The following is a 26,672-nucleotide window of genomic DNA, read 5'->3' as shown; positions in this document are numbered from 1 at the left end:
CAACACACCATCACTCCACCGACTCAGCGGGTCACCTGCAGTACCGGCGGTGAGGACGTGAAGTACTACTGATCAGATCAGTCGGACCGCGTACGGACTCATACCGGACCACCGGACAGGACTGATCTGAACGTGTCCACCGGATTGCGGAGCCTCGATCATCATTCCGTCACCCAGATAAATGGCCACATGGTATTCAGCGTTGGGCCCCCAAAAGAGCAGATCACCACGCTGAATGTTCGTTGTCGACACTTTGGTTCCGCGCTGGTACTGGTAACCGGTGTAGTGCGGGAGCGCAATTCCCGCTCCTGCGAAAGCGTAGAGAGTCAACCCAGAGCAATCGAATCCGATCTTGTTGTAATCACCATACGAGTCGGCAACTCCCCCGTCCCGGATACCTCGGGTCGGACCTGCTGCATTGCCACCCCCCCAGGCATACGGCGTACCGATCATGGCCGTGGCCCGTGCGATGACCCCCTCAATCTTTTCGGAGCGTGATCCGGAGATGACCTCGGTGGCGGTCTCCGTGATTTCATTCAGGTCGGTCAGGGTCACGTAATCGACCAAAGTGTCGATGGTGCCACTGACGGGATCATCCGCTGTACCGTTTCGAGTGGTCGTCGGTGTGGCCGTCGTGGTCACCGGCGTGACTGTCGTAATCGCCGGAACGGAAGAATCATCATCACGGGTACCGTTCCCTACCAGTGCACTCTCTCTCGCAGCGGTAGGTTCTGGAGCCGCAGAATAGCCGCCACCGAAATTCTCACCAAGTACCGCGACGGTATCGCGAACTGCAGCGATGAGGGTGTCAGCGTCAGATTCCTCACTCGGATAAGGATTTGTCAACGTTGCATGGTCCGGAGAATTCACCGCGACCAACGCCGCTGCCGCCAGAGACGCCGCAGCACTCGCTGCACGACGAAGATCCTCCACCCGCTGTGCGTCCTCACCACTGCTTCCCACGTCAGAGGCGGCTTTTTCCGCGACCTCTTGGGCGCGAACTGCCTGATCAACCGCTTCCTGCGCTTTCTCGCGGGCTTCGCTCCGGTCCGGCGCCTCCAGCGCTGCTGCAGCAGCAGCGCTGGCAGCCGCAGCAGCCTCCTGACGACTGTCTGCCGAATCAACTTCTGCGGCCGCTTTCTGTTTGGCCGCCAACTCGGCCGCAACTTCCGCCGCCTTCCGCTCAGCCTCCGCCCGCGAATACTCCTCGTATTCCCTCCGCTGATTGTTTAGATTCCCGGCTGCTGCACGTGCCGCAGCGAGACGTTCCTCCGCAGCATCTCTTTCCGCAGCGAGCCGATCACGTTGGGCCGTGGCTTCCTCGATCAATCCGGCATTCGTCTCAATGTCGGCACGGGCGGCAGCCTCGGCGGCCTCAGCCTCCGATTCACGGTGTTCCGCAACTCTCCTCGCGGCCCGCAACCGTGATTCTTCATTTGCGTTCTCGGTCCGCAGACGATCGAGCTCGTCGAGAAGAGCCTCTTTCTTCGCGGCAGTGGTACGAATGAAGGTCTGACGCGCTAGAGCATCATCGGCATTCTTAGCTCCGGCAAGACCACTAACTGCCAGTGATGTACTTCCACGACGGTAAGCAGACCGGGAGATCTCATCAAGTTTGGATTGCTCAGCATTCAACCGGTCCTGAGTCTCATCCAGATCAGCTAGGGCGCCGCGAGCGTTCTGCCGTGCCTGTTCCGCGCCAGCCTGTGCGTCGTGAAGATCCACGAGCGCCTTGTTCACCGCCTCGCGGAGACGCCCCATATCGTTCTCCAGACTGACGATCTGTTCCTGCGCCGAGGATAGCCCAGCGGCAAGTGAAGCTACCTCGTTGGAACTCATCCCAACCGCCTGTTCGGCTGCTGCGATCTCCGAGTCATCCGGATTTCGCGGCACTGCCGAGGCCGGAGCCAGGGAGAAAGTGAGCGAAGCGGTCAACAGAACACCGATCGTCCGGTGTACTCGAGGGGTCGAGCCCCCCTCTGCTGCACCGGGTGCCGCTGTACGGCGAGGCGTGAACATTGCCACTGAGTAACTCCTATCCCCGCTTCATCGTTACCTGATGCCAGCCCGTGAACCGGACTAACCCGGGGCAGGGAGGTGCCAGGTTCAGGAGGCGCTGGCGCGACTCCGTCGATAGCGGCGACTGCTTCGTGCATCGTGGGCCGGAACAGCCGGAACAGGAAGTCCGACGATTTCCGGATGGTGGACATTCGGCACAGCCCATGAGTCCCTGACGAGACTCTAGGGATGGGACCCGCCAGGCATGCTTCCCCACGTGCCTCACGAACCACCAACAATCTTCATCTACGTTGATCCGGTGCCGACTGGACGGTTCGGAATCGACGTATCGATAACTGAAGGTAGAACTCACGGAACACATGGGCTGACAACTGAACGTTAATTCACTCCAAAGAACTTGGGTAAACAGTGATCCCACTAGTCACAGCGGTAAAGACTGACGCCGTGACTGGCAAGGTTGCTGACCTGTGCACTTTCACCCCCGAAAAATAGGTGTGATTTTCACCACATTGGATAATTTCTGCACGTGTCCTCCTACATCCACACCCCTCCATAGTATTTTGCCAACGGGAAGTTTTCAGGGGTGCCAATTATCAAACATGGTACGTCAAGCTTCAACACTTGACATACCATGTCATTTCCAATCCGTCACTAACGCCTAGACAGTAGTGCGAGCACCGTCACCATGATCGCACAAAGGACGACGGCCAGAACTCCGAGATTGATGGCCTGCCACGGAACTATCGCACCATCGAGATCATTGACGAAAGTTCTCGTACCCTCCACCAGGTCTGGATTCTGGAAGAGGTCCACCTGGGCGGACTCAATCGCTGCTCGTGAATGGTTGTCACTGACAACAGCACCACCCGCCGGTGAGCGAACTATGACGGTATCCGCCCCAGTGTCCATGAGAAGATCCTGTGCGATATCCCGCTGGTCCGCGGACATCGCGGGAGCTGAATCGAGAAAAACAAAACGGAGCTCACCAAACCCGCTCTGGCGTGCATCATCGATGACATTAGAAAGGGCACTCTCAAGTCCTGGATGCTCGGCCCCCAGTGATCCGATAGCAACATCATCATCGGCAAGATCCTCGACGATGTCCGTCAGATCAATCTCGGTGGGGATCATGTGACGATGATTTCCTCTCAGTGTTTCCGCGTCCGGGATCGACGGTGCCGACGCCCCCGCCCTCCCGACTATGGCACGCTGTCTCCAAAATAGGCAGAGGACACACCGTGTCCACCGACATTCCGCTAAGCCGTTTGCCAAATAACCTTTTGACACCGTGCGCGCGAGGACTATCCATGTTCCGGGGGTGAGCAATCCGCACACTCACGGTTTGCGACCACCCATTATGCGGCTTCAATGATAGATTACGGGGGTGGGGAAACCCACCACGTGCCAGAATTCCCGAACAGAACGCCCGTACTGTTATACTTTACCGCAGACGACGTTCATTCCAGCCTATCGGCGCGATGAACCGATGTTTGACCTGCGTCGGTGCCAGCCGGAGAATCACCCAGCCGATGCGTTAACTCACCCGATTAGTTTAGGAACGGAGCCTACCGTGACTGAGAGCCAGAACTCATTCAACGCCAAGAGCACCCTCAAAGTCGGCGACAAGTCCTACGAGTACTACGCTCTCGATGCTGTGCCCGGCATGGAGAAGCTGCCTTACTCCCTGAAAGTTCTCGGCGAGAACCTTCTTCGCACAGAGGACGGCGCCAACATCACTCGAGACCACATCAAGGCAATCGCGAACTGGGACGCCTCCGCAGAACCCAGTATCGAGATCCAGTTCACCCCAGCCCGGGTGTTGATGCAGGACTTCACCGGCGTTCCTTGTGTCGTTGACCTTGCGACGATGCGTGAGGCGATCAAGGCTCTCGGGGGAGATCCGGATGGCGTCAATCCATTGAACCCCGCAGAGATGGTCATCGATCACTCGGTCATCATCGAGGCGTTCGGTCACTCCGATTCCCTTGAGAAGAACGTCAAGATTGAGTACGAGCGTAATGAGGAGCGCTATCAGTTCCTCCGCTGGGGTTCCAAGGCGTTCTCCAACTTCCGGGTGGTGCCTCCGGGAACCGGCATCGTCCACCAGGTCAACATCGAGAACCTCGCCCGTGTTGTTTTCGACAACGACGGTGTCGCTTACCCAGACACCTGCATTGGTACTGACTCCCACACCACGATGGAAAACGGTCTCGGTATTCTCGGCTGGGGCGTTGGTGGTATCGAGGCAGAGGCAGCGATGCTCGGCCAACCCGTCTCAATGCTCATTCCCCGCGTCGTCGGATTTAAACTCACGGGAGCGATTCCCGCCGGTGTTACCGCTACGGACGTCGTTCTGACAATCACCGAGATGCTTCGCAAGCACGGTGTCGTCCAAAAGTTCGTCGAGTTCTACGGGTCCGGAGTCAAGGAGGTCCCACTCGCGAACCGCGCAACCATCGGCAACATGTCGCCAGAGTTCGGATCCACCTGTGCGATGTTCCCCATCGATGAACAAACCACCAAATACCTCAAGCTGACCGGCCGCTCCGAAGAGCAGATTGAGCTTGTCGAAGCATATGCCAAGGCTCAGGGCATGTGGCTGGATGAGGACTCACTCGAGGCCGAGTACTCCGAGTACCTCGAACTTGATCTGTCGACGGTTGTGCCATCAATCGCAGGTCCAAAGCGCCCGCAGGACCGTATTCTTCTCTCCGAGGCCAAGCAGCAGTTCCGCAAAGATCTGCCGAACTACTGCAGTGACAAGTTCGTCGAGGATGAGAGCCGACCCGCCGTCCGCATGGATGCTGAAGGCGAACTTGACTTTGATGATGCCGACGTCGCGGATCTCTACAACTCCTCTCGCGAAGGCCGCGGTGAGTCTGCTGCGAAGGGTGCGGAGGGACGAGCATCACGACCGGTCACGGTGACCTCTCCCAACGGGGGCGAGTACACGCTTGACCACGGGATGGTGGCGATCGCGTCGATCACCTCCTGCACCAACACCTCCAATCCCTCCGTCATGATCGGGGCGGGTCTGATTGCACGCAAAGCCGCTGCGAAGGGACTCAAGGCAAAACCATGGGTCAAGACTATCTGTGCACCCGGTTCACAGGTCGTTGACGGCTACTACAAGCGCGCTGACCTGTGGAAGGACCTGGAAGCCATGGGCTTCTACCTCGCAGGTTTCGGTTGTACCACCTGTATTGGTAACTCCGGCCCACTCCCGGAGGAAATCTCTGCGGCGATCAACAAGTATGATCTGACCGCCACCGCAGTGCTATCGGGTAACCGTAACTTCGAGGGGCGTATCTCCCCCGACGTGAAAATGAACTATCTCGCATCCCCGATCATGGTGATCGCCTACGCCATCGCAGGCACCATGGACTTCGACTTTGCGACGCAACCGCTTGGACAGGATGAAAACGGCAACGATGTCTTCCTGACCGACATCTGGCCCTCCACCGAGGAGATCGAAGCCACGATCGAGGAATGCATCTCCCGCGAACTTTACGAGGCTGATTACGCTGACGTCTTCAAGGGTGACGAGCAGTGGCAGAACCTCCCCACCCCCGAAGGAAAGACCTTCGACTGGGACGAGTCCTCGACCTACATCCGCAAGGCCCCGTACTTCGACGGTATGACCATGGAACCGGAGCCTGTGGCAGATATCAAGGGCGCCCGCGTTCTGTGCAAGCTCGGCGACTCGGTCACCACCGACCACATCTCCCCGGCTTCGTCGATCAAGCCTGGTACCCCCGCCGCTCAGTACCTGGATGAGAACGGTGTCGAACGCAACGACTACAACTCGCTCGGTTCCCGGCGTGGTAATCACGAGGTGATGATGCGCGGTACATTCGCCAACATTCGCCTTCAAAATCAACTCGTCGATCAGGCCGGTGGCTACACCCGCGATTTCACCCAGGAAGGTGGCCCTCAGGCATTCATTTTCGACGCGTGCCAGAACTACAAGGCAGAGGGCATTCCGCTGGTTGTCCTCGGTGGCAAGGAATACGGTACGGGTTCGTCCCGTGACTGGGCGGCGAAGGGCACGAACCTTCTCGGTGTCCGAGCCGTCATCACCGAGAGCTTCGAACGCATTCACCGCTCGAACCTGATCGGTATGGGTGTCATTCCGCTGCAGTTCCCCGAGGGCGAGACCCACGAGTCCCTCGGGTTGGATGGCACCGAGGTCTTCGATATCGAAGGCATTGAGGAATTCAACAACGACACAATCCCGCAGACCGTGAAGGTAACCGCACACAAGCAGGATGGTGGAGAGGACATCGTCTTTGACGCCAAGGTCCGCGTGGACACCCCCGGTGAGGCCGCGTACTTCCGTAACGGAGGAATCCTGCAGTACGTTCTGCGCAACATGGCACGGGGTGCCGCTTGATCAAGTCCTCCCGAGTCTACGGGAGCCGGGATTGACCCTGGTATCCGGACTCTCACGGGCTCAACCGACGGGGCTGCGTAATGAGGAACGGTCGGCCGCTCCCCATTACGCAGCCCCCTCGTCATCGTTGACACCAGTACAATTCATTCGTGGTACCGCAACCCAGTTGTACTGGACGGATCACAACGCCACTAATAAGGAGAACTGTCGTGCCCAAGGTCAGTTCCTCGGACCTCTCGCAACGGCGTCGGGAGATCCTCGAAGGGGCCCGCCGGTGCTTTGCCGAGTTCGGTTACGACGGCGCGACCGTCAGACGTCTTGAACAGGCCACCGGAAAATCCCGGGGTGCGATCTTCCACCATTTCGCCGACAAGGAGAACCTTTTCCTCGCTCTCGCCCGAGAGGATGCGGCACGTATGGCGGATGTGGTAACTGAGGAAGGTCTGGTTGAGGTGATGCGGGACATGCTTTCCCACCCTGATCGCTATGACTGGCTCTCGACCCGGTTAGAGATAACCCGACTGCTGCGTACTGATCCGGTGTTTTCGGCCCGCTGGGTCGAGCACCAGGCGGTGCTCGACGAAGCTATCCGATCCCGACTCCAAGCCGGGGTGGACGCCGGACGTATGCGGACCGACGTAGCGGTCGAGGTTCTCCACACCTATCTCGAGACGGTGATGGATGGTTTCATCACCCGGCTTGCCAGCGGCGAGCCCACCGAGTGTCTACACCGTGTTCTCGACCTCGTCGAAGCCAGCGTCAGGACACCACACCCGGGAAAAGTTGATTCTCAGAGCAGACCGGTCTGATCATTTTTCCTCAGCTTTTCGTGTGATTGTTCCCATATTTTGGTGAAAAGCCAGTAGTATCACACGGTATGTCCGTCACCGAGATCACCAAACCTTTCCTTCTGCTGAGTACCCGGCCTGAGGATGATGCCGCGGAATCAGAGTTCAGCTCTTTTCTCTCAATGATGGAGCTGAAACCCGATTTTCTTATCCAAAAACGTGTGAATCGGGAACCTCTCGGCAGGGTCATTCTCGATGACTACTCCGGAATCATCGTCGGTGGCGGACCATACAACGCCACTGAACCCGATAAAACAGATCATCAAGTCAGGGTCGAGACCTGTCTGAATACGGTGATCAGGGAGTGCATTGAACGGGATTTCCCGCTCTTTGGAGCCTGCTTCGGCGTCGGTGCAGTCGGAAGCGTAGCCGGTGGTATCATCGACCGGCATTACGGTGAGAAACCCCGGTGCATTCTCGTCGATGTCACCGACGAGGGTAGGGGGGATCCGATCCTTGACGGGCTCCCCCACAGGTTTCCCACCATCGTCGGCCATAAAGAAGCCACGCGGGAGCTTCCACCCGGCGCAACCCTGCTTGTGCGGGGGGAAGACTGTCCGATCCAGATGTACCGAATCAAACGCCACATCTACGTGACCCAATTCCATCCGGAGCTGGAACTGGAGAGCTTCCGTGACCGGCTCGAGGTTTACCGCGATGCCGGATATTACGATCCCGATGAATTCGACTCGATCATCGAATCCTGTTCCGGTCACGATCTTTCGACGGACAACCGGTTACTCCGGAACTTCGCTCACCGTTACGCCCGCTGAACCGTCGGGACTTACGGGCGCATGCCTTCCAGGTAGCGGTCTGTGATCAGATTCTGCACTGAACGCGCCAATGGAGCTGCCAGCCGCGCCGGTAGCCATGCGTGGCGTGAGAATGCGGTGATTCTCCCTCTCACGGTTCCATCCGGTCCCAGTGTGATGGCGAACGCCTCTTCTCCGCACTCCACGTGGCCGGGTAGTGTCCCGTACACCAGTCGTGTCTGTAGCTCATCTACCTCAGCGCACAAGATCAGGCACGGCGAATCTGTTCCGGCGAACCGAACCCGGACAACATCGTCGGTGGTGGCCGGGCGCCAGGATCCGACGCCGACACCAGCGGATTCGTGTGCCCGCCACGTCATGAGGCGCTCGGAGACGGCGTGATAATCCCCTGGCCCCATCCCCAGAATGATGCTTTTGTCAATGACTCGCCAATTGTCCTGCAGAAACCCGCCACCTGGACGCTCGCCGGTGTTGCACAACGTCGTCAGGATAAGCTCGTCCGGATAGGTCAGTTCCTCTGCCCATCGGCATAATCGACCGCATGACCTGTCGCTGCATTCCATGCCCCGAGAATAACGGAAGCTAATTCCGGGTAGTACCCACACCACTGTGCTCCACGCACAGGTGCGCATCCCGTACAGCTAGGGCGTGTCTCCTAAATGTTGTACCCAGGTCAGGATTGCACAGAGGGTGACGGCAGCGATGTTCCGCTTGCGGAACTGGCGGCGGATCGTGCCGGATGAGTACCCCTTGTCGGCGATCACCACGTCCGGACCGGTGCAAGGCCGACCCCGCCCGTCGATGGCACTGTGCATCGTGCTCGTTAGTCCACCACGCGGGCGGCCGATACGGTGACCTGTAGGTTCACACTCTACGACTGGCTGGTTCTTGTGATTCGATTGAGCCCTCTGTGTCCTGCTCGGGGCGCGTTGTGTTCGTGCCATGGTGATGGGCGCGGCAGATGGTGACATCGACCGAGACGTTCCAGTTGATCAACCCGGGCAGTATCCGCGTCAGCGAGAATCGTGTGCAGGACCCGGTCCCAGATGCTCTCGGCGTAGCGTACATGGCGCTTGCACACCGTCTGCCACGGGACGAACTCCTCCCGAGGCGGATCACCGCCACGCAATGCCCGCCCGGTAGCGGTAGATGATCCCTTCGACGAGCGTGCGATTGTCCTGAAACGGATGTCCCTGCCGCCCAGCGTTGGAAGGCAAAAAAGGGACTCGATCCGTTCCCATTGCTCATCGGTGAAATGGTGAAACCTCGATTTTGCTCGTCCCATACGGCCACCGTCTGGCGAATCACCGTTCAGTTAAGACACGCCTAGGAGTACGGCTTCACCGGTTGGATTCCTCTCCCGGGAATTTGGGTGTTCCTAAGCCAGTTCGACGATCTCCATGTACTCGTCACTCCAGAGATCCTCTGTCCCGTCCGGTAGGACAATGACACGCTCGGGATCGAGTGCCTTCACCGCTCCGGGGTCGTGAGTCACCAGAACCACAGCTCCGGTGTACGTACCCAGCGCATTGAGGACCTGTTCACGGGAGACAGGGTCAAGGTTGTTGGTTGGTTCGTCCAGTAGCAGAACATTGGCGCGCGAGCTGACCAAGGCAGCAAGGGCCAGTCGGGTCTTCTCACCGCCTGACAAAGTTCCTGCGGGCTGCTCCAACTGGTCCCCCGAGAACATGAAGGCACCGAGTAACCCCCGTAGATCCTGGGCAGCGGCGTCAGGACATGCCCGGACGGTATTCTCCCAAACGGATACCTCCGGATCAATGGTGTCGTGTTCCTGGGCGAAGTAGCCGATCTTAAGGCCGTGCCCGGAAACGATACCGCCCTCACCGTCGGTACGTTCGACACCGGCCAGGAGCTTGAGCAGGGTGGTTTTACCTGCACCATTGAACCCGAGGACAACCACCCTCGACCCTTTGTCAATCGCCAGATCTACACCGGCGAACACCTCGAGGGATCCGTACATTTTAGTGAGTCCGGTGGCGTTCATGGGGGTTTTGCCGCACGGGGCAGGTTCCGGGAAGGAAATGTGCGCAACTTTGTCGGAACGACGGATTTCATCGGTCTCCGAGATCATTCTCTCGGCTCGGGCGAGCATCTGTTTCGCCGCGGCAGCCTTCGTTGCCTTCGCACCGAGTTTCGCCGCCTGCTGCTTCAGTGCGGACGCTTTCTTCTCCGCGTTGGAACGTTCACGTCGGCGACGTGCCTCGTCTGTCGCTCGGGCGGCAAGGTACTTCTTCCATCCCATGTTGTAGACATCCGCTTCGCCCCGTACCGCATCAAGGAACCAAACTTTATTGCAGACCGCATCGAGTAGGTCGACGTCATGGGAGATCATGATGAGACCCCCCTCATGGCGCGTGAGGAACTCTCGGAGCCATGTGATGGAGTCAGCGTCCAAATGGTTGGTCGGTTCGTCGAGAAGTAACGTCGTGGTGGATTTTCCGGATCCAGCGGAAGCCGCGAAGAGGATCTGCGCAAGTTCCACCCTTCTCCGTTGACCACCGGACAGCGTCTTGAGTTTCTGATCGAGGATACGGGCGGGAAGACCGAGTGCATCACATATCCGTGCCGCCTCGCTGGCCGCCTCGTAGCCACCAAGAGTGTGGTATTCCTCCTCGAGACGTGAATACTTGCGGATAGCAGAATCACGCCGGTTATCATCCGTCGTCGTTTCCATGATCTCCTGCTGTCGCTCCATCGCCGACTGGAGCCGGTCCAGGCCACGTGCAGAGAGCACCCGGTCCCGTGCGGTCACCTCGATGTCACCTTCACGGGAGTCTTGCGGCAGGTAGCCGAGAGTCCCGGAACGAGTAACGGTTCCCGCATAGGCTTCCGCCTCGCCAGCCAGGATTCTCATCGTCGTGGTCTTCCCAGCACCGTTACGGCCGACCAAACCGATACGATCACCGGGTTGGACCCGCAGGTGCTGGCCGGGGGCGGTGAGCAGCGTTCGGGCACCGACACGAACTTCAAGATCACTGGTTACAATCACAGCCGGACAGTGTATCAGTGGCCAGCCGAAATATTCTTTCCACCGCCTTCGATACCACTGGTACCGGAATCAGCGGCACCGGTCTGACTACAACGCAGGGAGGAACGGTGAGCGAGATGGCGACTCCTGCCCGACACGGTGGAAACACCCCGGGGCAGTCCCAGTTCGATATGATCGTTGTCGGTCTCGGCCCCGCGGGGGCGGCGCTTGCGCATCGCGCGCACCGACGTGGCTGGAACGTTCTCGGTGTGGATCCCCGGGAGGAATGGCCGAACACCTACGGGATCTTCAGCGATGAACTACCTGACTGGTTACCAGATCCACCGGCGGCAGCGAGATCCATTCCCGTCATCATCGGCGCGCGTGTCTACACCCCGGGTAGGGAATATCTCATCCTTGACAATCAGAAGCTCCGTAACCGGTTCCTCACCTTTCCGGTTCTGATTTCTCGGGCAACCACGGTGGCACGCCATCACGTCTGTGCCGACGGACACACGATGCAAGCCAGGGTTGTCATCGATGCCCGGGGCGTGGATCCGGGCCGTGCATCCGCTTTTCAGCAAGCTTTCGGGGTAGTTATCGACGATGATGCACCCCCGGTATGGATGGATCTCAGGCAGGTACCGGATACCACCGAGGCGACGTTCCATTACCAGATCCCGGTTTCGGGTGGTGTTCTCCATCAGGAGACGGTTCTCGTGCGGAACTCGCGTCTCCCCTGGTCGGAGTTGGAGACGGCACTGCGCCAGCGGATAGGTGATTTCACAGCCCACCGGATCGTGAGATCCGAGGCGGTGCTCATCCCGATGGACCGGAACAGTCGTCGGCCCGTCATTGACGGTCCTGTGCCCTTCGGAGCACGCGCGGGCTTCATAACCCCCATATCCGGTTTCTCCGTCGCCACATCACTCTCTCTCGTTGAGCCGACCCTCGATGCGCTGGCTGCTGCCGCAATGTCAGGGGGTACGCCACAGAAACTACCGTGGCACACCTTCAGATACCGCACTGACCGGTATCTGATGAGGATGGGACAGAGAGTTCTCAAGGATCTCGACAAATATGAGTTCCCTGATTTCATGGAGCTCGTTTTCCGACTCGACACCTCATCACAGCGACGTTTTCTCAGCCCGGGGGATCCCGTGGGCACCCTGCGAGGGATGATGAGGATCTTCATTCATTCCGACACCCGGTTGAGGTTCAGGATCCTCTGTTCCCTGTCGGGGGTTGGCGGAACAGGACGGGCGCGGTTCTCTTAGCTGCTGGTGGAGAATAGTCCACGGAACCAGAGAATGAGAGCTTCGATGGCTCTCCCGACTCCGGTCAGGTAGTCGGTGATGGATCCCGTCGGATTTTCGTAGCGCGTCTCCGCTCGTGCCGAATCAATGTAGATGAGGTTCTCGGAGTCGACTGCAGTCGGTAACGTCGCGACAATCGTTCCACCTCCGGATCTCGGGGAAAAAGTCACCGTCGCCTCGAAGTCGGAATCCATCACCGCGGTGTACCCGACGCCGTCGATGATGAAGGTGACGGTTTCGCCGACTGTCCCGAAATTCGCCGGGAAGGTCTCTGCTTTCGCGGTGACACTCATCTTCCGGAGTACCCCGCTGGCAGGCCCCACCGTAAGCGAGAGCTCTCGTGCAACGAGGAGCGGATCCACGGGGTTTGGAAAATCGCAGTTCCCCGGTGCCGGTTTGAAGAGACCGGGCGTGATTACACAGGGATCATTCGGTGGGGTGGGCCTCGCGGCGGCGCCTCCTACAGATCCGACCATACCTAGGAAAACAACGTTGGCAACGACTACGGACAGGATACGCTTTGTTCGGCTTCTCATCGTATGCTCCTGGGGGTTCGATTCGGCATCGTGTCGTGAGACGCAGCGTAGTTGCTTTCCCGTCGCTATGGAAGTAACACCAGAGAATCTGTTCCTCATTATTACCATCGGGGCGTATCACCCAGCCGCCGGATTGCTCAGCACTCCTGTCTCGGCCCAGATCAACGGAGATACCCCGGGCAGCCTCCACCTGTGCGCGGCTGCGTTGCCGTGCGAGTGCATGCCCGGGGTCCCTTGGGTCAGATCAGATGTGCGGCGGGCGTACCCACCAACCGAGATCCGTGAAGTGATGGAACCATGGCAGGAAACCGAGCAGGCCCATAATGCCTGCAACGGCAGCGAAAACAGCCCCGATACCGACGATGCCTCCTGAAGAGAGCACATCGTCGCCGGGCGCACCGATGATCGTGGATGCCCCGCTGCTTGTTGTCACCTCCGGCGATTCGGGTTGCGAAACAGGTAGAACATTGAAGGTTGTCTCATCGGTTGCTGCAGCATAGTCGGTGGCATCATCCGACGACTCGGGTACGCTCGCCACCACCGTAACGGTACGTACCTGACCTCCTGCTGGGATTGATTCAACGGTGTAACGAACAACGGCGAGCCCCTCTGTATTAGATATCGCCTCGGCGACGGGTTCACCGTCGATACTAAATGTCACGGTGGCGCCCCGAACCGCCCCATCGGGGCCTGAGACACGCGCAGCCAGAGGAATTGAGCGGGGCTTGCCGTCAGAGTTGATGTCGGGATGTTGCCCGAGGGTCAACGTCCGTTCCGTGACCGGTCGATCCTCCGGAAGGACGGTCACTTCACCGATGGCGTCACTTCCGCGTACCAGGAAGCCTTGAGGAGGTGTAGCGATCAGGCGTGCCCGCAACGTGTGAGTCTCGGCATCGAGCCCGCTGGCTATATTCGCTACGGTGAAGGGAATCGCTGCGGTACCGTCGTCCATGACTTCGGCATCCCCTACTCTGTTGTTGTCGACATAGAGGATAACGCGGGCATCATCCGGTATCGGGGTGCCATCCTCCCGCATGTTCACGGTGACCAGTGCTTCGAGGTCGTGTTGTACTCCCCTGGACTGGACCGGAGCGATCGGTTCAAGATTCAGATCGGCGTGAATGACTACCGGATCTGTGGCATCATCTCCGTTTTCCCCGAAAGTGACTCTGGGAAGGGTCATGGTGATCGTCTTGTATGCCTCTCCCCCGTGCCCGGGCCTACCGATCCGCCATGTGACAGTCGGCTCATAGTAACCCCGTTCAATGTCCTCAGCGGTGACCGTATGAAATGGGAAAGAGCAACTCGCCTCGGTATTTCCGTTGAATGTGTTCCATCGGCAGTTCTTCCGGGGGGACGTGTCCGGGTCAAAGAGTTCCAATTCCCCGTCCGGGAGGATTCCCACCGGGGTGCTGTTGGGATTCGAGACCCTGAAGTTGTAGTGAATGCGGTCGCCTTCCCCGAAGTCGCCCGGATTGGTCACTGACGCGACGATGCTCACATCCCCTGGCTCCGGAATGTACCCATCGATGACATCGACCTTGAAAGAAGCCTGTCGGACCGTTCCGCCGTCGTCAATTCGCATGAGTCCCTGAACTGTACCGCTCGGTGCATCAGCCGGGGCCGTGATCTCGAATGCGACCGGCACGGTAGCGCCGTCAGCGACCGTAACCGCATCCGCCACAGCGGTCCATCCCTCCGGGAGATCCAGTTGAATTCCCCGGTCGACGATGTCGCCACCGAAGTTGTTCGTCAGAGCCCCGGTCACCGTCACCGTCTCACCTGGACGAACCTCGGGTCGGGAAGAGCTCTGGAGGTCCATGCAGGCGGCACCAAGCCATTCGAGATTGAACTTGGCGAAGTGGATGTTGTTGTTGATTCCGCGGTTGTGCTCCTCGAAGAGCAACCCGATGTTTCCGTCCGGAAGCGTGGACATTGAGGTGTACTGAAGATTATCCGACCGGAAGAGACGGGACACAGGCCAGGTCTGTCCGTCATCACAGCTCATACGCACAGTTCCGTTCTCCCGTCCGCTCGAGGAGGCGGTGTTACTGAAAAGCAGTACCTTCGCCTTCGCGGATCCTTCAGGTGCATTGGGGAAAACCCTGATCAACGAAGCATTGTTTCTCGGATCTGGGAGTGCAGGATCGTAGTACGGTTCGGTCCAGGTGACTCCTCCATCATGGCTGTAGCTGATCTTCCGGGCTGACTCACCGGCACCAGACCGCCGGGAGTTGTTCATCAGGGTTCCGTCTGAGAGCTCGACGATCTTGTTTTCGTCCATTCCGGTTCCCCATGCCCTGCCCGCAAACCAGGTTTCACCGTGGTCATCGGAAAGCCACGTGACAGCCCTGAATTCTCCCGAACTGGTGACCACCATCGCCGGTTGGACGAGCCTGCCCGCGTAACGGCCATACTGAAGCTGGATACCGTTCCCCGAGGTGGCGAAACGCCCCCTCCAGGGGTTCTCACGGGTCACAGCACGTGTGATCACATGATCTGGATCCCAGGTTGCACCGTTGTCGCTGCTCCGGGCGAAAGCCGCATGGAGCACGTCACGGTCATCCGGATCGGTTCCAAGTTGAGAATCCCGGATACCCCTATCGAAGCTCTTCACATGGAAGTTGAATATGTCTCCGGTCTGGTAGTCCACGACGATCGACGGATCCGAGAACCCGTATCGTGGTGCCCCTGAGTCACCTTGGGCAATCACCTCCTGAGGCGTCCAACTTTCACCGCTATCCGAGGATTTCCGGAGAACAATGGAGTTTGCCTGGGGTGCATCCGCGCAGCTACCCGGCCGACCATCCCAGGAAGCGAGGACCGTTCCATCTGGAGCCACCCCCAGCGAAGGAATCCGATAGCAGTCGTATCCTTCTTCACCCCCGGTTGCGATCACTTCATCAGTGAAGAAGGCTTGACCCGTCAGCTCATCATTCGCATCAAAACCCGCGGAGCCTGACAGCCGTTCCCCCGCATACGCCCCGGGTGTACCAGATGACGCAAGCATCCCTCCGATCAGGGTGAGGGTACTGATCGCCCCCACCATTGCCTTTCGACGTTTCAGAACTATCATCTTCACTTCCTTGGTGTCATGGATGGACAGGGAACGGCCCCATACGAGGTGACCGTTTTCACATTCTGACATTCTTATGTGCGGAATCACACTAAATTACAGTGTAAATCAACACGCTGGTGCCAGTCCCGAAAATGAACCAGAAACCCAGAAAAGAAGAATCAAATCCCACCCGGCACAGATACAGAACAGTTAATGCAGAAACATGTGCGCAGTGACGAGCGTGGTGAAAATATCACCACCGACCCCCGGAGTTTCATGAGGCTCTCAGAAATCTACGAGCACCATCCCTGATGGACCGGTGGGTCCATCTCGTCGAACTGCAAAAACCTGATGCCCCTTCAACATAAAAACGAGCATGCCCCGGATCGGGGCGATGCTCGTAAAATGGCAGACCGCAGAACAAGGATTCCTGTCAGACGGAGAAACCCAGTGCGCGCAGTTGCTCGCGTCCATCCTCGGTGATCATGTGTGGTCCCCACGGTGGCCGCCAAACCCACTCCAAGTTGAGTTTACTAGCGGTCCCTGAGCCAACGACCGCAGTCTCCGCCTGCTCCTCGAGTATGTCAGTCAACGGGCAGGCAGGGGAGGTAAGAGTCATCTGTACAACAGCTTCATCTCCGTTCTCGATCCAGATATCGTAGACGAGACCAAGATCGACGACGTTGATCCCCAACTCGGGATCGATGACGTCTCGCATGTATTCTTCGACATCACTCGCTTTCGCTAGGTCCGCTTCCGACTGCTCGGGGCGCACCCTCTCGACCTTCTCATCCGAACGATCCGGCGGAAAATCCACCCCTTCGGCGTCGGAGGTGTCCATGTTCTCTGTCTGATCGCTCATTACTTCTCCTTCAGGGATTGAGCAGTCGCGGCTTGGAATGCTTTCCATCCGAGTAACGCACACTTCACCCGTGCCGGATACTTCGCGACACCTGCGAATGCGATGCCATCTCCGATCAGGTCAGCGTCACCCTCCTCGGCACCCCGGGAGGTGACCATCTTCTCGAAGGCGTTAACGGTCTCCATCGCCTCCGCCACACTCGTTCCAACGATTTCTTCCGCCATCACCGATGTGGAGGCTTGGCTGATGGAACAACCGACTGCCTCATAGGAGACGTCTTCGACGGTATGACCGTCAGCGGAGAGGCGGACACGGAGTGTCAGTTCGTCACCGCAGGAGGTGTTCACGTGATGGACCTCTGCGTCGAACGGTTCCCGGAGACCTTTGTGCTGCGGGTGCCGGTAATGATCCAGGATAACCTCCTGGTACATCTGTTCAAGTCGCATCAATTCACCCCAAAGAACTCTTGAGCCCGACGAACACCGACCGCAAGGCGATCCACTTCGTCAAGCGTGTTGTACAGGTAGAAGGAAGCGCGGGCCGTGGCCTGCACTCCGCAGGCCCGGTGAACAGGCCACGCACAATGGTGGCCGACCCGAACCGCGACGGAACCATCATCGAGCACCTGACCGAGATCATGTGGATGGATGCCGTCTACGGTAAAGCTAACCGCGCTACCCCGCATATTGATGTTCGTCGGGCCAATGATCCGAACACCGGGGATCGACGAGAGCGAACCGAGGGCGTGTGACGTCAGTTCCCTCTCATGTTCCTGTATCGCATCCATTCCGATCTCCGAGAGAAAGTCAATGGCCGCACCCAGACCGACGACCTGACTGTTCATCTGGGTACCGGCTTCGAAGCGCTGTGGGGGGTCCGTGTAAGTCGAGGCCTCCATGGTGACCTTCTCGATCATCGAACCACCGGTTAGGAACGGCGGTAGCTCCGCGAGAAGCGACGCTCGTCCATACAACACTCCAACACCACTGGGGCCGCACATTTTGTGACCGGAGAACACCGCAAAGTCCACGTTGAGTTCGTGGAGGTCCACCGTCTGGTGTGGCACCGACTGGCAGGCGTCAAGAACCGTGAGTGCCCCTGCGATGTGCGCACGACGGACGACCTCGTCGACATCCGACACTGCCCCCGTCACATTCGACTGATGAGTGAAGGCGACTACCTTGACCGTATCGTCGAGTTCGAGCGAATCAAGGTCGATTCGACCATCGGCAGTGATTCCGTACCACTTGAGCGTCGCACCGGTCCTTCGACAGAGTTCCTGCCACGGGACCAGGTTCGCATGGTGCTCCAGCTCAGTGACCACGACAGTGTCACCTGCCCTGACACAACGGTCACCGGAACGGTCATCACCGAGAACGTGGGCCACAAGGTTGAGCCCCTCGGTGGCGTTCTTGGTGAAGACGATCTCGGGATCCTCCGCCCCAACGAACCGGGCGATTCGGTCTCGGGCTGATTCGTAAGCGTCGGTCGCCTTCTCCGCGAGCAGATACGCACCCCGATGGACGGGCGCGTTGGTCTGGAGAACGAACTTCTCCTCCGCCCGCCATACCCGCTCCGGGCGCTGCGAGGTCGCACCGGAATCCAGGTAGGCAACCACGGAGCCGTCCCGTCCCGTCTCGGCCAGGATCGGGAACTCGGCGCGTACGGCGTCGACATTGAGTGACCCGTCAGGACGACGGAACATCGCGGATGTCACTGTCATCAGATGAAGCGATCGTAACCGTTGGCCTCAAGCTCGTCAGCCAGTTCCGGTCCACCGGAGGTGACGATACGTCCGTTCGCAAAGACATGCACGTGATCGGGCTTCACATAGTTGAGGATCCGCTTGTAGTGGGTGATCAGGAGCAGCCCACCGTCGTTGCGGTCACGGTAGTTGTTGATGCCTTCGCTCACGACACGCAGAGCATCGACGTCCAGACCGGAATCAGTCTCGTCGAGGATGGCGAACTTCGGGCGGAGCAGACCGAGCTGAAGAATCTCGTGGCGCTTTTTCTCACCACCTGAGAACCCCTCGTTGACGCTGCGCTCAGAGAACGTACGGTCGATGGAGAGCTCGTCCTGTGCCTCACGGACTTCCTTGATCCAGTCACGCAGTTTCGGCGCTTCACCGCGGACCGCGGTAGCCGCGGTACGCAGGAAGTTCGCCATCGAAACACCCGGAACTTCCACCGGGTACTGCATGGCGAGGAACAGTCCCGCGCGGGCACGCTCGTCGACCTCCATGTCTAGGAGATTTTCACCGTCGAGAAGTACTTCACCGCCGGTGACCTCGTACTTTGGATGGCCGGCGATCGTGTAGGAGAGCGTCGATTTACCGGAACCGTTGGGCCCCATGATCGCGTGAGTCTCGCCAGACTTGATCGTCAGGTTGACACCCTTAAGGATCTGCTTGGGTTCACTGTGTTCGTCGGTGGCGGCAACCTGTGCCGAGAGGTTCTTGATTTCAAGAGTGCTCATTATGGGTTCTTTCTTAGGCTATGAGGTGTACTACTGCAGAGAATCCGTGTGGCCGGTACACACGGTGGACGTTTTACGTTCTTAGAGGTGCGTGCCCTCGAGCTCCTCGGCGATCTGCGCTTCGAGCTGGTCACGAACGGCCTTGACCGGGATCCGGCCGATGACCTCGGAGAAGAAGCCACGAACGATCAGACGGCGCGCCTGGTTCGGGTCGATACCACGGGAGAGAAGGTAGAAGAGTTGATCGTCATCAAACCGTCCGACTGTCGCAGCGTGGCCTGCACCAGCGATTTCTCCGGTCTCGATCTCGAGGTTGGGCACCGCGTCCGCACGAGCTCCCTCAGTAAGAACCAGATTTCGGTTCGTCTCGTAGGTGTCGGTGCCCTGGGCATTTGCCCGAATGAGGACGTCACCGACCCAGGCCGTGCGCGCCTCGGGACGATCGGAGTTCGGGTCAGCCTGGAGAGCACCCTTGTAGAGGACGTTGGAACGGCAGTTGGGTTCGGCATGATCGACCAGAAGCCTCTGCTCGAAGAACTGTCCATCATCGGCGAAATAGACACCGAGCAGTTCGGCGTCACCACCCGGTGCGGTGAACTTGACGCTCGGGATCAACCGAACGACGCCCCCACCGAAGCAGGCGACATTGTGGCGGAGTACTGCGTCGCGGCCCATCGTGGCGCGCTGGTTGCCCAGATGAACGGCGGTATCTTCCCAGTCGACGTGGACAACAACCGTCAGTCGAGCATTATCCCCGATGACGTACTCGTGGTTGTCGGCGTGCGTCCCGTCACCCGTGTAATGGATGTTGACCACCGCTTCGGCGCCATCTTCGACGACGATACTGACCGCGGTGAAGGAAGTGGCGCCCTCTCCCTTACCCGTGACTGTGACGGTGACGGGTTCTCGGTTTGTCGAATTCTTCGCGAAGGTGACGAGTGTCGCTTCCTCCATCGACGTCCATGCCTGCGCTCCGACCCTATCGACCGGGGCGCCGGCGGTGCCGATACGTTCGTCATCCCGCGCCACGGTCTCGACGCACACGCCATCAGCGTCATCTGGAACAGCGACGGAGACATCCGCTGTGGTAGCCGTGGCGAACTTACCATCGTGCAGACCCCGCAGTCGACGAAGAGGCGTGAATCGCCAGACTTCGTCACGTCCCCGCGGGACGTCGAAATCATCAACGTTGAAGGAGGTGAACAGGTCACCCTTGGTGTCGTGGTAAGTCGCATTCTTGACACGTTCCACTTTTGTTTCGGTCATCGGGTTTAACCCACCGATCCTTCCATCTGCAATTCAATCAAGCGGTTGAGTTCGAGCGCGTACTCCATCGGAAGTTCCTTGGCGATGGGCTCGACGAAACCACGAACGATCATGGCCATGGCTTCATCCTGTGCGACGCCGCGGCTCATGAGGTAGAAGAGCTGATCCTCGGAGACCTGCGACACCGTCGCCTCGTGTCCGAGAGAAACATGATCGTTACGGATGTCGTTGTAGGGGTACGTGTCCGAACGAGAGATATTGTCGACGAGCAGAGCATCGCACTCCACGTTGGAGGTCGAGTGATGCGCGTTGGTATTGATCTGCACGAGACCCCGGTATGCGGCACGGCCACCCGATCTGGCGACGGACTTACTGACGATATTCGACGACGTGTGCGGCGCCATGTGGACCATCTTCGCGCCGGTATCCTGGAACTGTCCCTCGCCTGCGAAGGCGACGGACAACACCTCACCCTTGGCGTGCGGTCCAGTCATCCAGACCGCCGGGTACTTCATCGTCACCTTCGATCCGATGTTGCCGTCAACCCACTCCATCGTGGCACCTTCTTCACACTTGGTGCGTTTGGTGACAAGGTTGTAGACGTTGTTCGACCAGTTCTGGATTGTCGTGTACCGGCACCGGCCCCCCTTCTTGACGATGATCTCGACGACGGCGGAGTGCAGGGAGTCCGACTTGTAGATCGGCGCAGTGCAGCCCTCGACGTAGTGGACGTACGCATCCTCATCAACGATGATCAGAGTCCGCTCGAACTGGCCCATGTTCTCAGTGTTGATACGGAAGTAGGCCTGCAGTGGGATGTCAACGTGAACCCCCTTCGGGACGTAGACGAACGAACCACCGGACCAGACGGCGGTATTCAATGCTGCGAACTTATTGTCGCCTGCCGGGATGACGGTCCCGAAGTACTCACGGAACAGATCTTCGTGCTCGCGCAGTGCAGTATCGGTGTCGAGGAAGATCACCCCCTGCTCTTCCAGATCCTCACGAATCTGGTGGTAGACGACCTCGGATTCGTACTGTGCGGCGACACCAGCGACGAGACGCTGCTTCTCCGCCTCCGGAATACCGAGCTTGTCGTAGGTCTCCTTGATGTCCGCGGGAAGTTCATCCCACGTTGTCGCCTGCTTCTCCGTCGAACGTACGAAGTACTTGATATTGTCGAAATCGATTCCGGAGAGGTCTGCACCCCAGGTGGGCATCGGCTTACGCTCAAAGATGTTGAGCGCCTTTAGCCGATTCTTGAGCATCCATTCTGGTTCGCTCTTTTTTCCGGAGATGTCTGCGACCACCTCAGCGCTGAGTCCGCGCCTCGCGGATGCGCCGGCGACATCTGTATCGTGCCAACCATAGTTGTAGGCGCCGATGGATTCGATGATTTCCTCATCGGTGCGGGGGGCGTCGACAACCGGCTTTTCTTGGGCCTGGGTCATTTAGCCTCTCCTTTCATCAGGAGTATGAGATATGGGGGTCAAAGTGAGCTGCCCGGCCGGAATATTGGTGGTGCAGATTCCGTGTCCTTCTACGATGGACGCCAGTGGTTGAACATGATTTCCCAGCAATTTGGAGATCGCCTCATGTTCCGCCTCACAGAGTTCCGGGAACTCGGAGGCGACCTGCGAAATCGGACAATGGTGCTGGCAGATCTGCACACCTCCACCGGCGTGGTGCACCGTGGCGGCGTAGCCGTGGGCGGAAAAAGCATCCGCCACCGCGCGGGCTGTCGCGGGGACGGACTCATCATCGTCCGCGGGAGGTATCCCGGCGACGATTGTGGAGATACGCCGACGAGCGAACGCTCGAACGGCCTCCTCACCGCCGGTCTCCCGCAGAGCCTGCAGAGCCGATGCGGCAAGCGAATCATAGTCGTGGCCAAACGTGGCCCGACCGCGGTCAGTGAGACGAAAGGCCTTGGCGGGACGGCCGCGACCGCGACCACGCCCCACAGGTCGAGTGACCTCAACCAGATCTTCTCCGACCAGAATGTCCAGATGGCGACGTACTCCGGCGGCAGAGAAACCGAGGTGCGCGCCGATGGCGGAGGCACTCACCGGAGCGTGCTCGAGTAGCGTCCGAAGGATCGCACGGCGGGTATCGCCGTCCTGATACCGGGAGGTCACCGCTGAAGATTCCCAGGGTGACCCCAACTGATCTTGTCGCACTGTCGTCATCGATGTCACCTCCTGCTCTCTCGGATACGGTTTTCCTGAACCGCCCCCGGAATCAGCCCGTAGTTCCCACAATCACGGAACCAACGGATTCCGGACAATCGGGATACGTCGTTCAACGGTGGGTCACGCCCGCCGTCTGTCATTAGACAACACAAGTGTTCCGTAATTCATTCCCATTGTCCAACCGGTAAGGATACGGCCGACCCCGCATATTTCACGACAGCACCACTTCGCGGGCATCACCTTTCCAGTGCCCTTTGGGAATCCCTGCCCCACCGAACCATCCTCGGGCCACCCGGCCTCCAACGAATCCATACGGGGGTGTGGAAAGAGAACGACAAGCACCCCCGGATGGAAAATAACGCCACCGGCGAGCGCCACTCATACACCTCATTCGGGCAGAACACGGTTAGAATGCCCGTGTGCCAGATGTTCCCCACCGACGAACAGCGATCCTCCGCGCCCTCATCGGGGAACTTCCCAGGTTGGGATCAGCAGGGTCCCGGTCAGCGTCACTTCACCGTCCTGATCGGACCCCGGGCACTCCGGACACTCCGATCGAAGGGTCCGCTTTACTTCCGTTGCGCTTCGCTCTTCTCCGCTGGGTCGGAACCGTCGGTGCCCTGATGCTGAGCTTCGGGGCTCTCGGAGCGGGAGCACTCCCCGTGACGGACAACATCTACCGTTCCTTCCCCGGCGGGTCGCTCATGCAGCGTATGCTCCAGACCTCATCGACCGTCGCACTCACGGGGGTTGCTCTCATCGTCATTGCTTGGGTGCTCATGGCACCGTTCGTCGGAGCGAACCTCCTGCAGAGCCGGAGACACACCATCCGCGTCAGTACCGGGCAGCTACAGCGAACCTGCGTGGCATGGACCCTGCCCATAGCGCTAAGCGCCCCGATGTTCACCCAGGACATCTACTCGTATCTCGCGCAAGGCGCGATTACCGCTCGCGGCCTTGACCCATACAGTGCTGGGCCGGTTGACCTGCTCGGGCCCGACAATCCCCTCGCCCGATCCGTTCCATTGATCTGGTCCCATTCACCGTCCCCCTACGGTCCCGTCGCGAGCGGCATCTCCGCAGCCATCTACGCCATGTCCGGCGAATCGGTATTCGTCGGAGTATATCTTCACCGCGTGCTCGCCGTCCTCGGGATCGCGGCTGCAGGATGGGCGCTGACCAGACTTGCGACGAGATGTGGGGTCGGGGTTCAGGCTGCACTCTGGCTCGGCGTACTGAATCCACTCACACTCCTGCATCTCGTTGGCGGCATTCACAACGAAGCGGTGCTGCTTGGGCTTCTGCTACTCGGGATGGAATTCGGTTTACGGGGCATCGAACGACTATCCCTTCCCATGCTCCGGGACCGGATACCCGGATGGGCGATGATCATATTTTCCGGGATCCTGATTTCCGGAGGAGGCATGGTCAAGATGACCGGATTCATCGCCCTCGGATTCACGGGAATGGCGCTCGCCCGTGCACTACGCACACGCGGCAGGAATCCTGTGGTGTCCGTGACCACCGCGGGTATCATCCAGACCATCATCATGCTCGCTTCCATTGCGTTGCTGACTGCGGCCACCGGCATAGGTCTCGGCTGGGTGACCGGGCAGGGTGGCGCTGTTGCCGTGCGCTCCTGGATGTCCGCGACGACCGCGCTCGGGGTCATCGCCGGTGGTATCGGAATGATCTCCGGCCTCGGTGACCAGACGACGGCCATTCTCGCTGTGACCCGCGCCGTTGGTGTGGCTGTCGCCGGATTGTTCATGATCCGGATGCTGATCGCGGTATACCGCGGGACGATCCACCCGGTCGGCGGGCTGGGCATCTCCACCTTCGTCCTGGTTCTCCTGTTTCCCGTCGTCCAACCCTGGTACATGCTCTGGGCCATCCTGCCCCTGGCCGCATGGGCGAATCGACCCCTGTTCCGGGCATCAGCGACCGCATACTCCGCTGTTGTTTCCTTCTTCGTCCTGCCGCGTGGATTACCTCTCCCACCGGGAACCGTCGCGGGGATCTACCTGTCGACGGTCATCTGTTCTGTCACGGTGGTGACGTTGCTGTGGTGGGCTGTACGACGGCGTCACCCTCGTGTCATAGACTGGCCGACGTGACTGACACAGAACCCGTTCGTCGGCGGACCGGTGAAACTCCCGTGGATGCAGCGTTGGAGACCCGCGCACTGACGCGGAACTTCGGCGACGTCCGAGCCGTCGATCATCTGGATCTCCGTGTTGAACGTGGAACGGTCTTCGCTCTGCTCGGTCCCAACGGCGCGGGGAAGACCACCACGATCGAGATGTGTGAGGGATTCACTGAACCGACCTCCGGGTCGGTTCAGGTCCTCGGACTCGACCCCGTTGCGAATGCGGATGCGGTACGGCGCAGAATCGGTGTGATGCTCCAGGGAGGTGGTGCCTATCCCGGAATCCGGGTCGGAGAGATGCTCGAACTCACGGCTTCCTACAGCGCTCATCCACTCGATCCCACCTGGTTGCTCGAACTCGTTGGTCTCACGCGCCACGTACGGACGTCATACCGACGGCTCTCAGGAGGCCAGCAGCAGCGCCTGTCCCTCGCCTGCGCCCTGGTCGGACGCCCGGAGCTGGTTTTCCTGGACGAACCCACCGCCGGAATGGACACCCAGTCCCGCTTAGCGGTCTGGGAACTGGTGAACTCCCTGCGGCGGGACGGGGTCACCGTGGTCCTAACCACACATCTCATGGACGAGGCTGAAGCACTGGCAGATCATGTCGTGATTCTTGACCGTGGAGTGAAGGTCGCGGAGGGAAGCCCCACGGAGCTGACGGCATTGACGGGCGGAGGGGCTGCACAGATCCGTATCGATACGTCTGCCAGACTCGATCCCGCCGCATTCGGCGTATCACTGGCTTCCATGGGATACCACGAGGGGGCCGGACTGACCGCGACGCGGCCACTCTCCTACAGGATTCAGGCTAGACCCACCCCCGCTCTCGTTGCGGCCATCGCTTCAGCCGCCGCCGAGCAGGATGTACTCATCCGTGGACTGGGTATCGACCACCGGAGCTTGGAGGATGTCTTCCTGGACATCACTGGCCGCGAAATGAGGAGTTGACCGTGACCCGAGAACAACCCGAGGTACGAACCACCGGGGAAGCACGCTTCACGCCGGGTACCTTCTCCCCCGATCCACACCAGGCCGGTCCCCTCGCCATGCTCCTCGCTCAGGCACGGATCGAGACTCGTCTGTTCCTACGACACAGCGAGCAGCAACTGCTCAGCCTGGTGATCCCTCTCGGTTCACTGATCGCACTCTCATTGATGCCACTTCTCGACGCTGAGGAGCCCGTCGCCGTCATTCTGCCCTTGACACTGGCGATTTCTGCAGTCTCCGCAGGTTTCACGGGTCAGGCCATAGCCGTGGCTTTCGACCGGAGGTATGGAGCACTGAAACGGATCGGAGCATCCGGGGTGCCACGATGGGTAATCATCGCAGGGAAGGTCCTCGGGGTACTTGCTGTTTCAGCGGTACAGACGATCCTGCTATGCACAACCGCGCTGGTCCTGGGTTGGCGTCCAGATCCCATGAATCTGCCGTTGGCAGCACTCACGCTGATGATTGGTGTCGCGGCATTCACCGCGTTGGGTCTGTTCATGGGCGGAACACTCAGTTCCGAGATTGTCCTGGCTCTGGCTAACCTTGTCTGGTTCCTTCTGATCGGGATCGCCTCGTACGTCCAGATTCGCTCGGGCAGCATTGGGGACTGGGCGGAATGGACGGTTGTGATCCCCTCTGTCGCGCTGACTCAGGGCTTGAACAACGCAGTCACAGGAGTGTTCCCCACGCCGGAGTTGCTCATCCTCGTCGCCTGGGCACTCATCGCCGGAGCTGCGACAGTCAGAGTGTTCAAGTTCACCGCCTGACCCGCTCCAGCATACGGTTCATTCCCGGGACGC

The 26,672-nt window shown here is 59.3% G+C and carries 21 protein-coding genes; 8 read left to right on the top strand and 13 right to left on the bottom strand.

The genetic code is table 11. The annotated features are described in order from the left end of the window. Positions 1–72: 72 nt before the first annotated feature. A complete protein-coding gene (locus tag QWU44_RS02700) occupies positions 73–2,019 on the bottom strand; it encodes a DIP1281 family NlpC/P60 protein (RefSeq protein WP_370914303.1) in 1,947 nt (648 codons plus the stop codon). Between the two features lie 651 nt (positions 2,020–2,670). Beyond that, on the bottom strand, positions 2,671–3,150 hold the full coding sequence (locus tag QWU44_RS02695; RefSeq protein ID WP_370914153.1) for a DUF6676 family protein: 480 nt from the start codon (positions 3,148–3,150) through the stop codon (positions 2,671–2,673). 439 nt (positions 3,151–3,589) lie between these two features. On the opposite strand from QWU44_RS02695, the gene acnA reads away from it, so the two are divergent. From acnA to QWU44_RS02680, 3 genes are all read left to right on the top strand, one after another. Continuing rightward, positions 3,590–6,412 (top strand): aconitate hydratase AcnA, encoded by a 2,823-nt coding sequence (gene acnA / locus QWU44_RS02690; protein ID WP_370914152.1) that lies wholly within the window; start codon positions 3,590–3,592, stop codon positions 6,410–6,412. Positions 6,413–6,621: 209 nt separating this feature from the next. Then, complete coding sequence (locus QWU44_RS02685) at positions 6,622–7,221, top strand: TetR/AcrR family transcriptional regulator (protein ID WP_370914151.1); 600 nt, start codon at positions 6,622–6,624, stop codon at positions 7,219–7,221. A gap of 68 nt (positions 7,222–7,289) precedes the next feature. Then, complete coding sequence (locus QWU44_RS02680) at positions 7,290–8,033, top strand: glutamine amidotransferase (protein ID WP_370914150.1); 744 nt, start codon at positions 7,290–7,292, stop codon at positions 8,031–8,033. 11 nt (positions 8,034–8,044) lie between these two features. Here QWU44_RS02680 and QWU44_RS02675 read toward each other — a convergent pair whose 3' ends face one another. Beyond that, entirely contained in the window at positions 8,045–8,596 is a 552-nt protein-coding gene (locus tag QWU44_RS02675) for a DUF1990 domain-containing protein (protein ID WP_370914149.1), read from the bottom strand. A gap of 398 nt (positions 8,597–8,994) precedes the next feature. Here QWU44_RS02675 and QWU44_RS02670 point away from each other — a divergent pair, with 398 nt between their 5' ends. Further along, positions 8,995–9,186 (top strand): hypothetical protein, encoded by a 192-nt coding sequence (locus QWU44_RS02670; protein ID WP_370914148.1) that lies wholly within the window; start codon positions 8,995–8,997, stop codon positions 9,184–9,186. Positions 9,187–9,411: 225 nt separating this feature from the next. Here the strand turns inward: QWU44_RS02670 and QWU44_RS02665 are convergent, their stop codons facing one another. Then, on the bottom strand, positions 9,412–11,043 hold the full coding sequence (locus QWU44_RS02665; RefSeq protein WP_370914147.1) for an ABC-F family ATP-binding cassette domain-containing protein: 1,632 nt from the start codon (positions 11,041–11,043) through the stop codon (positions 9,412–9,414). Between the two features lie 17 nt (positions 11,044–11,060). On the opposite strand from QWU44_RS02665, the gene QWU44_RS02660 reads away from it, so the two are divergent. Further along, complete coding sequence (locus QWU44_RS02660; protein WP_370914146.1) at positions 11,061–12,299, top strand: lycopene cyclase family protein; 1,239 nt, start codon at positions 11,061–11,063, stop codon at positions 12,297–12,299. Here QWU44_RS02660 and QWU44_RS02655 read toward each other — a convergent pair. From QWU44_RS02655 to QWU44_RS02615, 9 genes are all read right to left on the bottom strand, one after another. Continuing rightward, entirely contained in the window at positions 12,296–12,874 is a 579-nt protein-coding gene (locus QWU44_RS02655; RefSeq protein WP_370914145.1) for a hypothetical protein, read from the bottom strand. The two genes, QWU44_RS02660 and QWU44_RS02655, sit on opposite strands and share 4 nt — an antisense overlap. Positions 12,875–13,118: 244 nt before the next feature. Then, a complete protein-coding gene (locus QWU44_RS02650) occupies positions 13,119–15,950 on the bottom strand; it encodes an exo-alpha-sialidase (protein ID WP_370914144.1) in 2,832 nt (943 codons plus the stop codon). 415 nt (positions 15,951–16,365) lie between these two features. Then, positions 16,366–16,794 (bottom strand): metal-sulfur cluster assembly factor, encoded by a 429-nt coding sequence (locus QWU44_RS02645; RefSeq protein ID WP_370914143.1) that lies wholly within the window; start codon positions 16,792–16,794, stop codon positions 16,366–16,368. Next, a complete protein-coding gene (gene sufU, locus QWU44_RS02640) occupies positions 16,794–17,240 on the bottom strand; it encodes a Fe-S cluster assembly sulfur transfer protein SufU (RefSeq protein WP_370914142.1) in 447 nt (148 codons plus the stop codon). The genes QWU44_RS02645 and sufU overlap by 1 nt, the downstream gene beginning before the upstream one ends. After that, complete coding sequence (locus QWU44_RS02635; RefSeq protein ID WP_370914141.1) at positions 17,240–18,517, bottom strand: SufS family cysteine desulfurase; 1,278 nt, start codon at positions 18,515–18,517, stop codon at positions 17,240–17,242. Before QWU44_RS02635 ends, sufU begins: the two co-directional genes overlap by 1 nt. Then, positions 18,517–19,272, bottom strand: a complete 756-nt coding sequence (gene sufC, locus QWU44_RS02630; protein WP_370914140.1) for a Fe-S cluster assembly ATPase SufC — start codon at positions 19,270–19,272, stop codon at positions 18,517–18,519. Before sufC ends, QWU44_RS02635 begins: the two co-directional genes overlap by 1 nt. 81 nt (positions 19,273–19,353) lie before the next feature. After that, positions 19,354–20,538 (bottom strand): Fe-S cluster assembly protein SufD, encoded by a 1,185-nt coding sequence (gene sufD / locus QWU44_RS02625; RefSeq protein ID WP_370914139.1) that lies wholly within the window; start codon positions 20,536–20,538, stop codon positions 19,354–19,356. 5 nt (positions 20,539–20,543) lie between these two features. Beyond that, positions 20,544–21,989, bottom strand: a complete 1,446-nt coding sequence (gene sufB / locus QWU44_RS02620) for a Fe-S cluster assembly protein SufB (RefSeq protein WP_370914138.1) — start codon at positions 21,987–21,989, stop codon at positions 20,544–20,546. Continuing rightward, positions 21,990–22,727 (bottom strand): helix-turn-helix transcriptional regulator, encoded by a 738-nt coding sequence (locus QWU44_RS02615; RefSeq protein WP_370914137.1) that lies wholly within the window; start codon positions 22,725–22,727, stop codon positions 21,990–21,992. 422 nt (positions 22,728–23,149) lie between these two features. Between QWU44_RS02615 and mptB the strand changes: the two genes are divergently transcribed. The 3 genes from mptB to QWU44_RS02600 are packed head-to-tail and all read left to right on the top strand — an operon-like array spanning position 23,150 to position 26,639. Beyond that, positions 23,150–24,847, top strand: coding sequence for a polyprenol phosphomannose-dependent alpha 1,6 mannosyltransferase MptB (mptB, locus tag QWU44_RS02610; protein ID WP_370914136.1), 1,698 nt, complete (start codon positions 23,150–23,152; stop codon positions 24,845–24,847). Next, a complete protein-coding gene (locus QWU44_RS02605) occupies positions 24,844–25,830 on the top strand; it encodes an ABC transporter ATP-binding protein (RefSeq protein WP_370914135.1) in 987 nt (328 codons plus the stop codon). Before mptB ends, QWU44_RS02605 begins: the two co-directional genes overlap by 4 nt. Before the next feature lie 2 nt (positions 25,831–25,832). Beyond that, positions 25,833–26,639: an ABC transporter permease gene (locus tag QWU44_RS02600; RefSeq protein WP_370914134.1), complete on the top strand. Its 807-nt coding sequence runs from the start codon at positions 25,833–25,835 to the stop codon at positions 26,637–26,639. Positions 26,640–26,672 lie beyond the last annotated feature (33 nt).

This window comes from Corynebacterium sp. CCM 9203 (assembly GCF_041357675.1).
Taxonomy (GTDB): domain Bacteria; phylum Actinomycetota; class Actinomycetes; order Mycobacteriales; family Mycobacteriaceae; genus Corynebacterium.
This window is presented reverse-complemented; position numbering and strand designations above follow the sequence as displayed.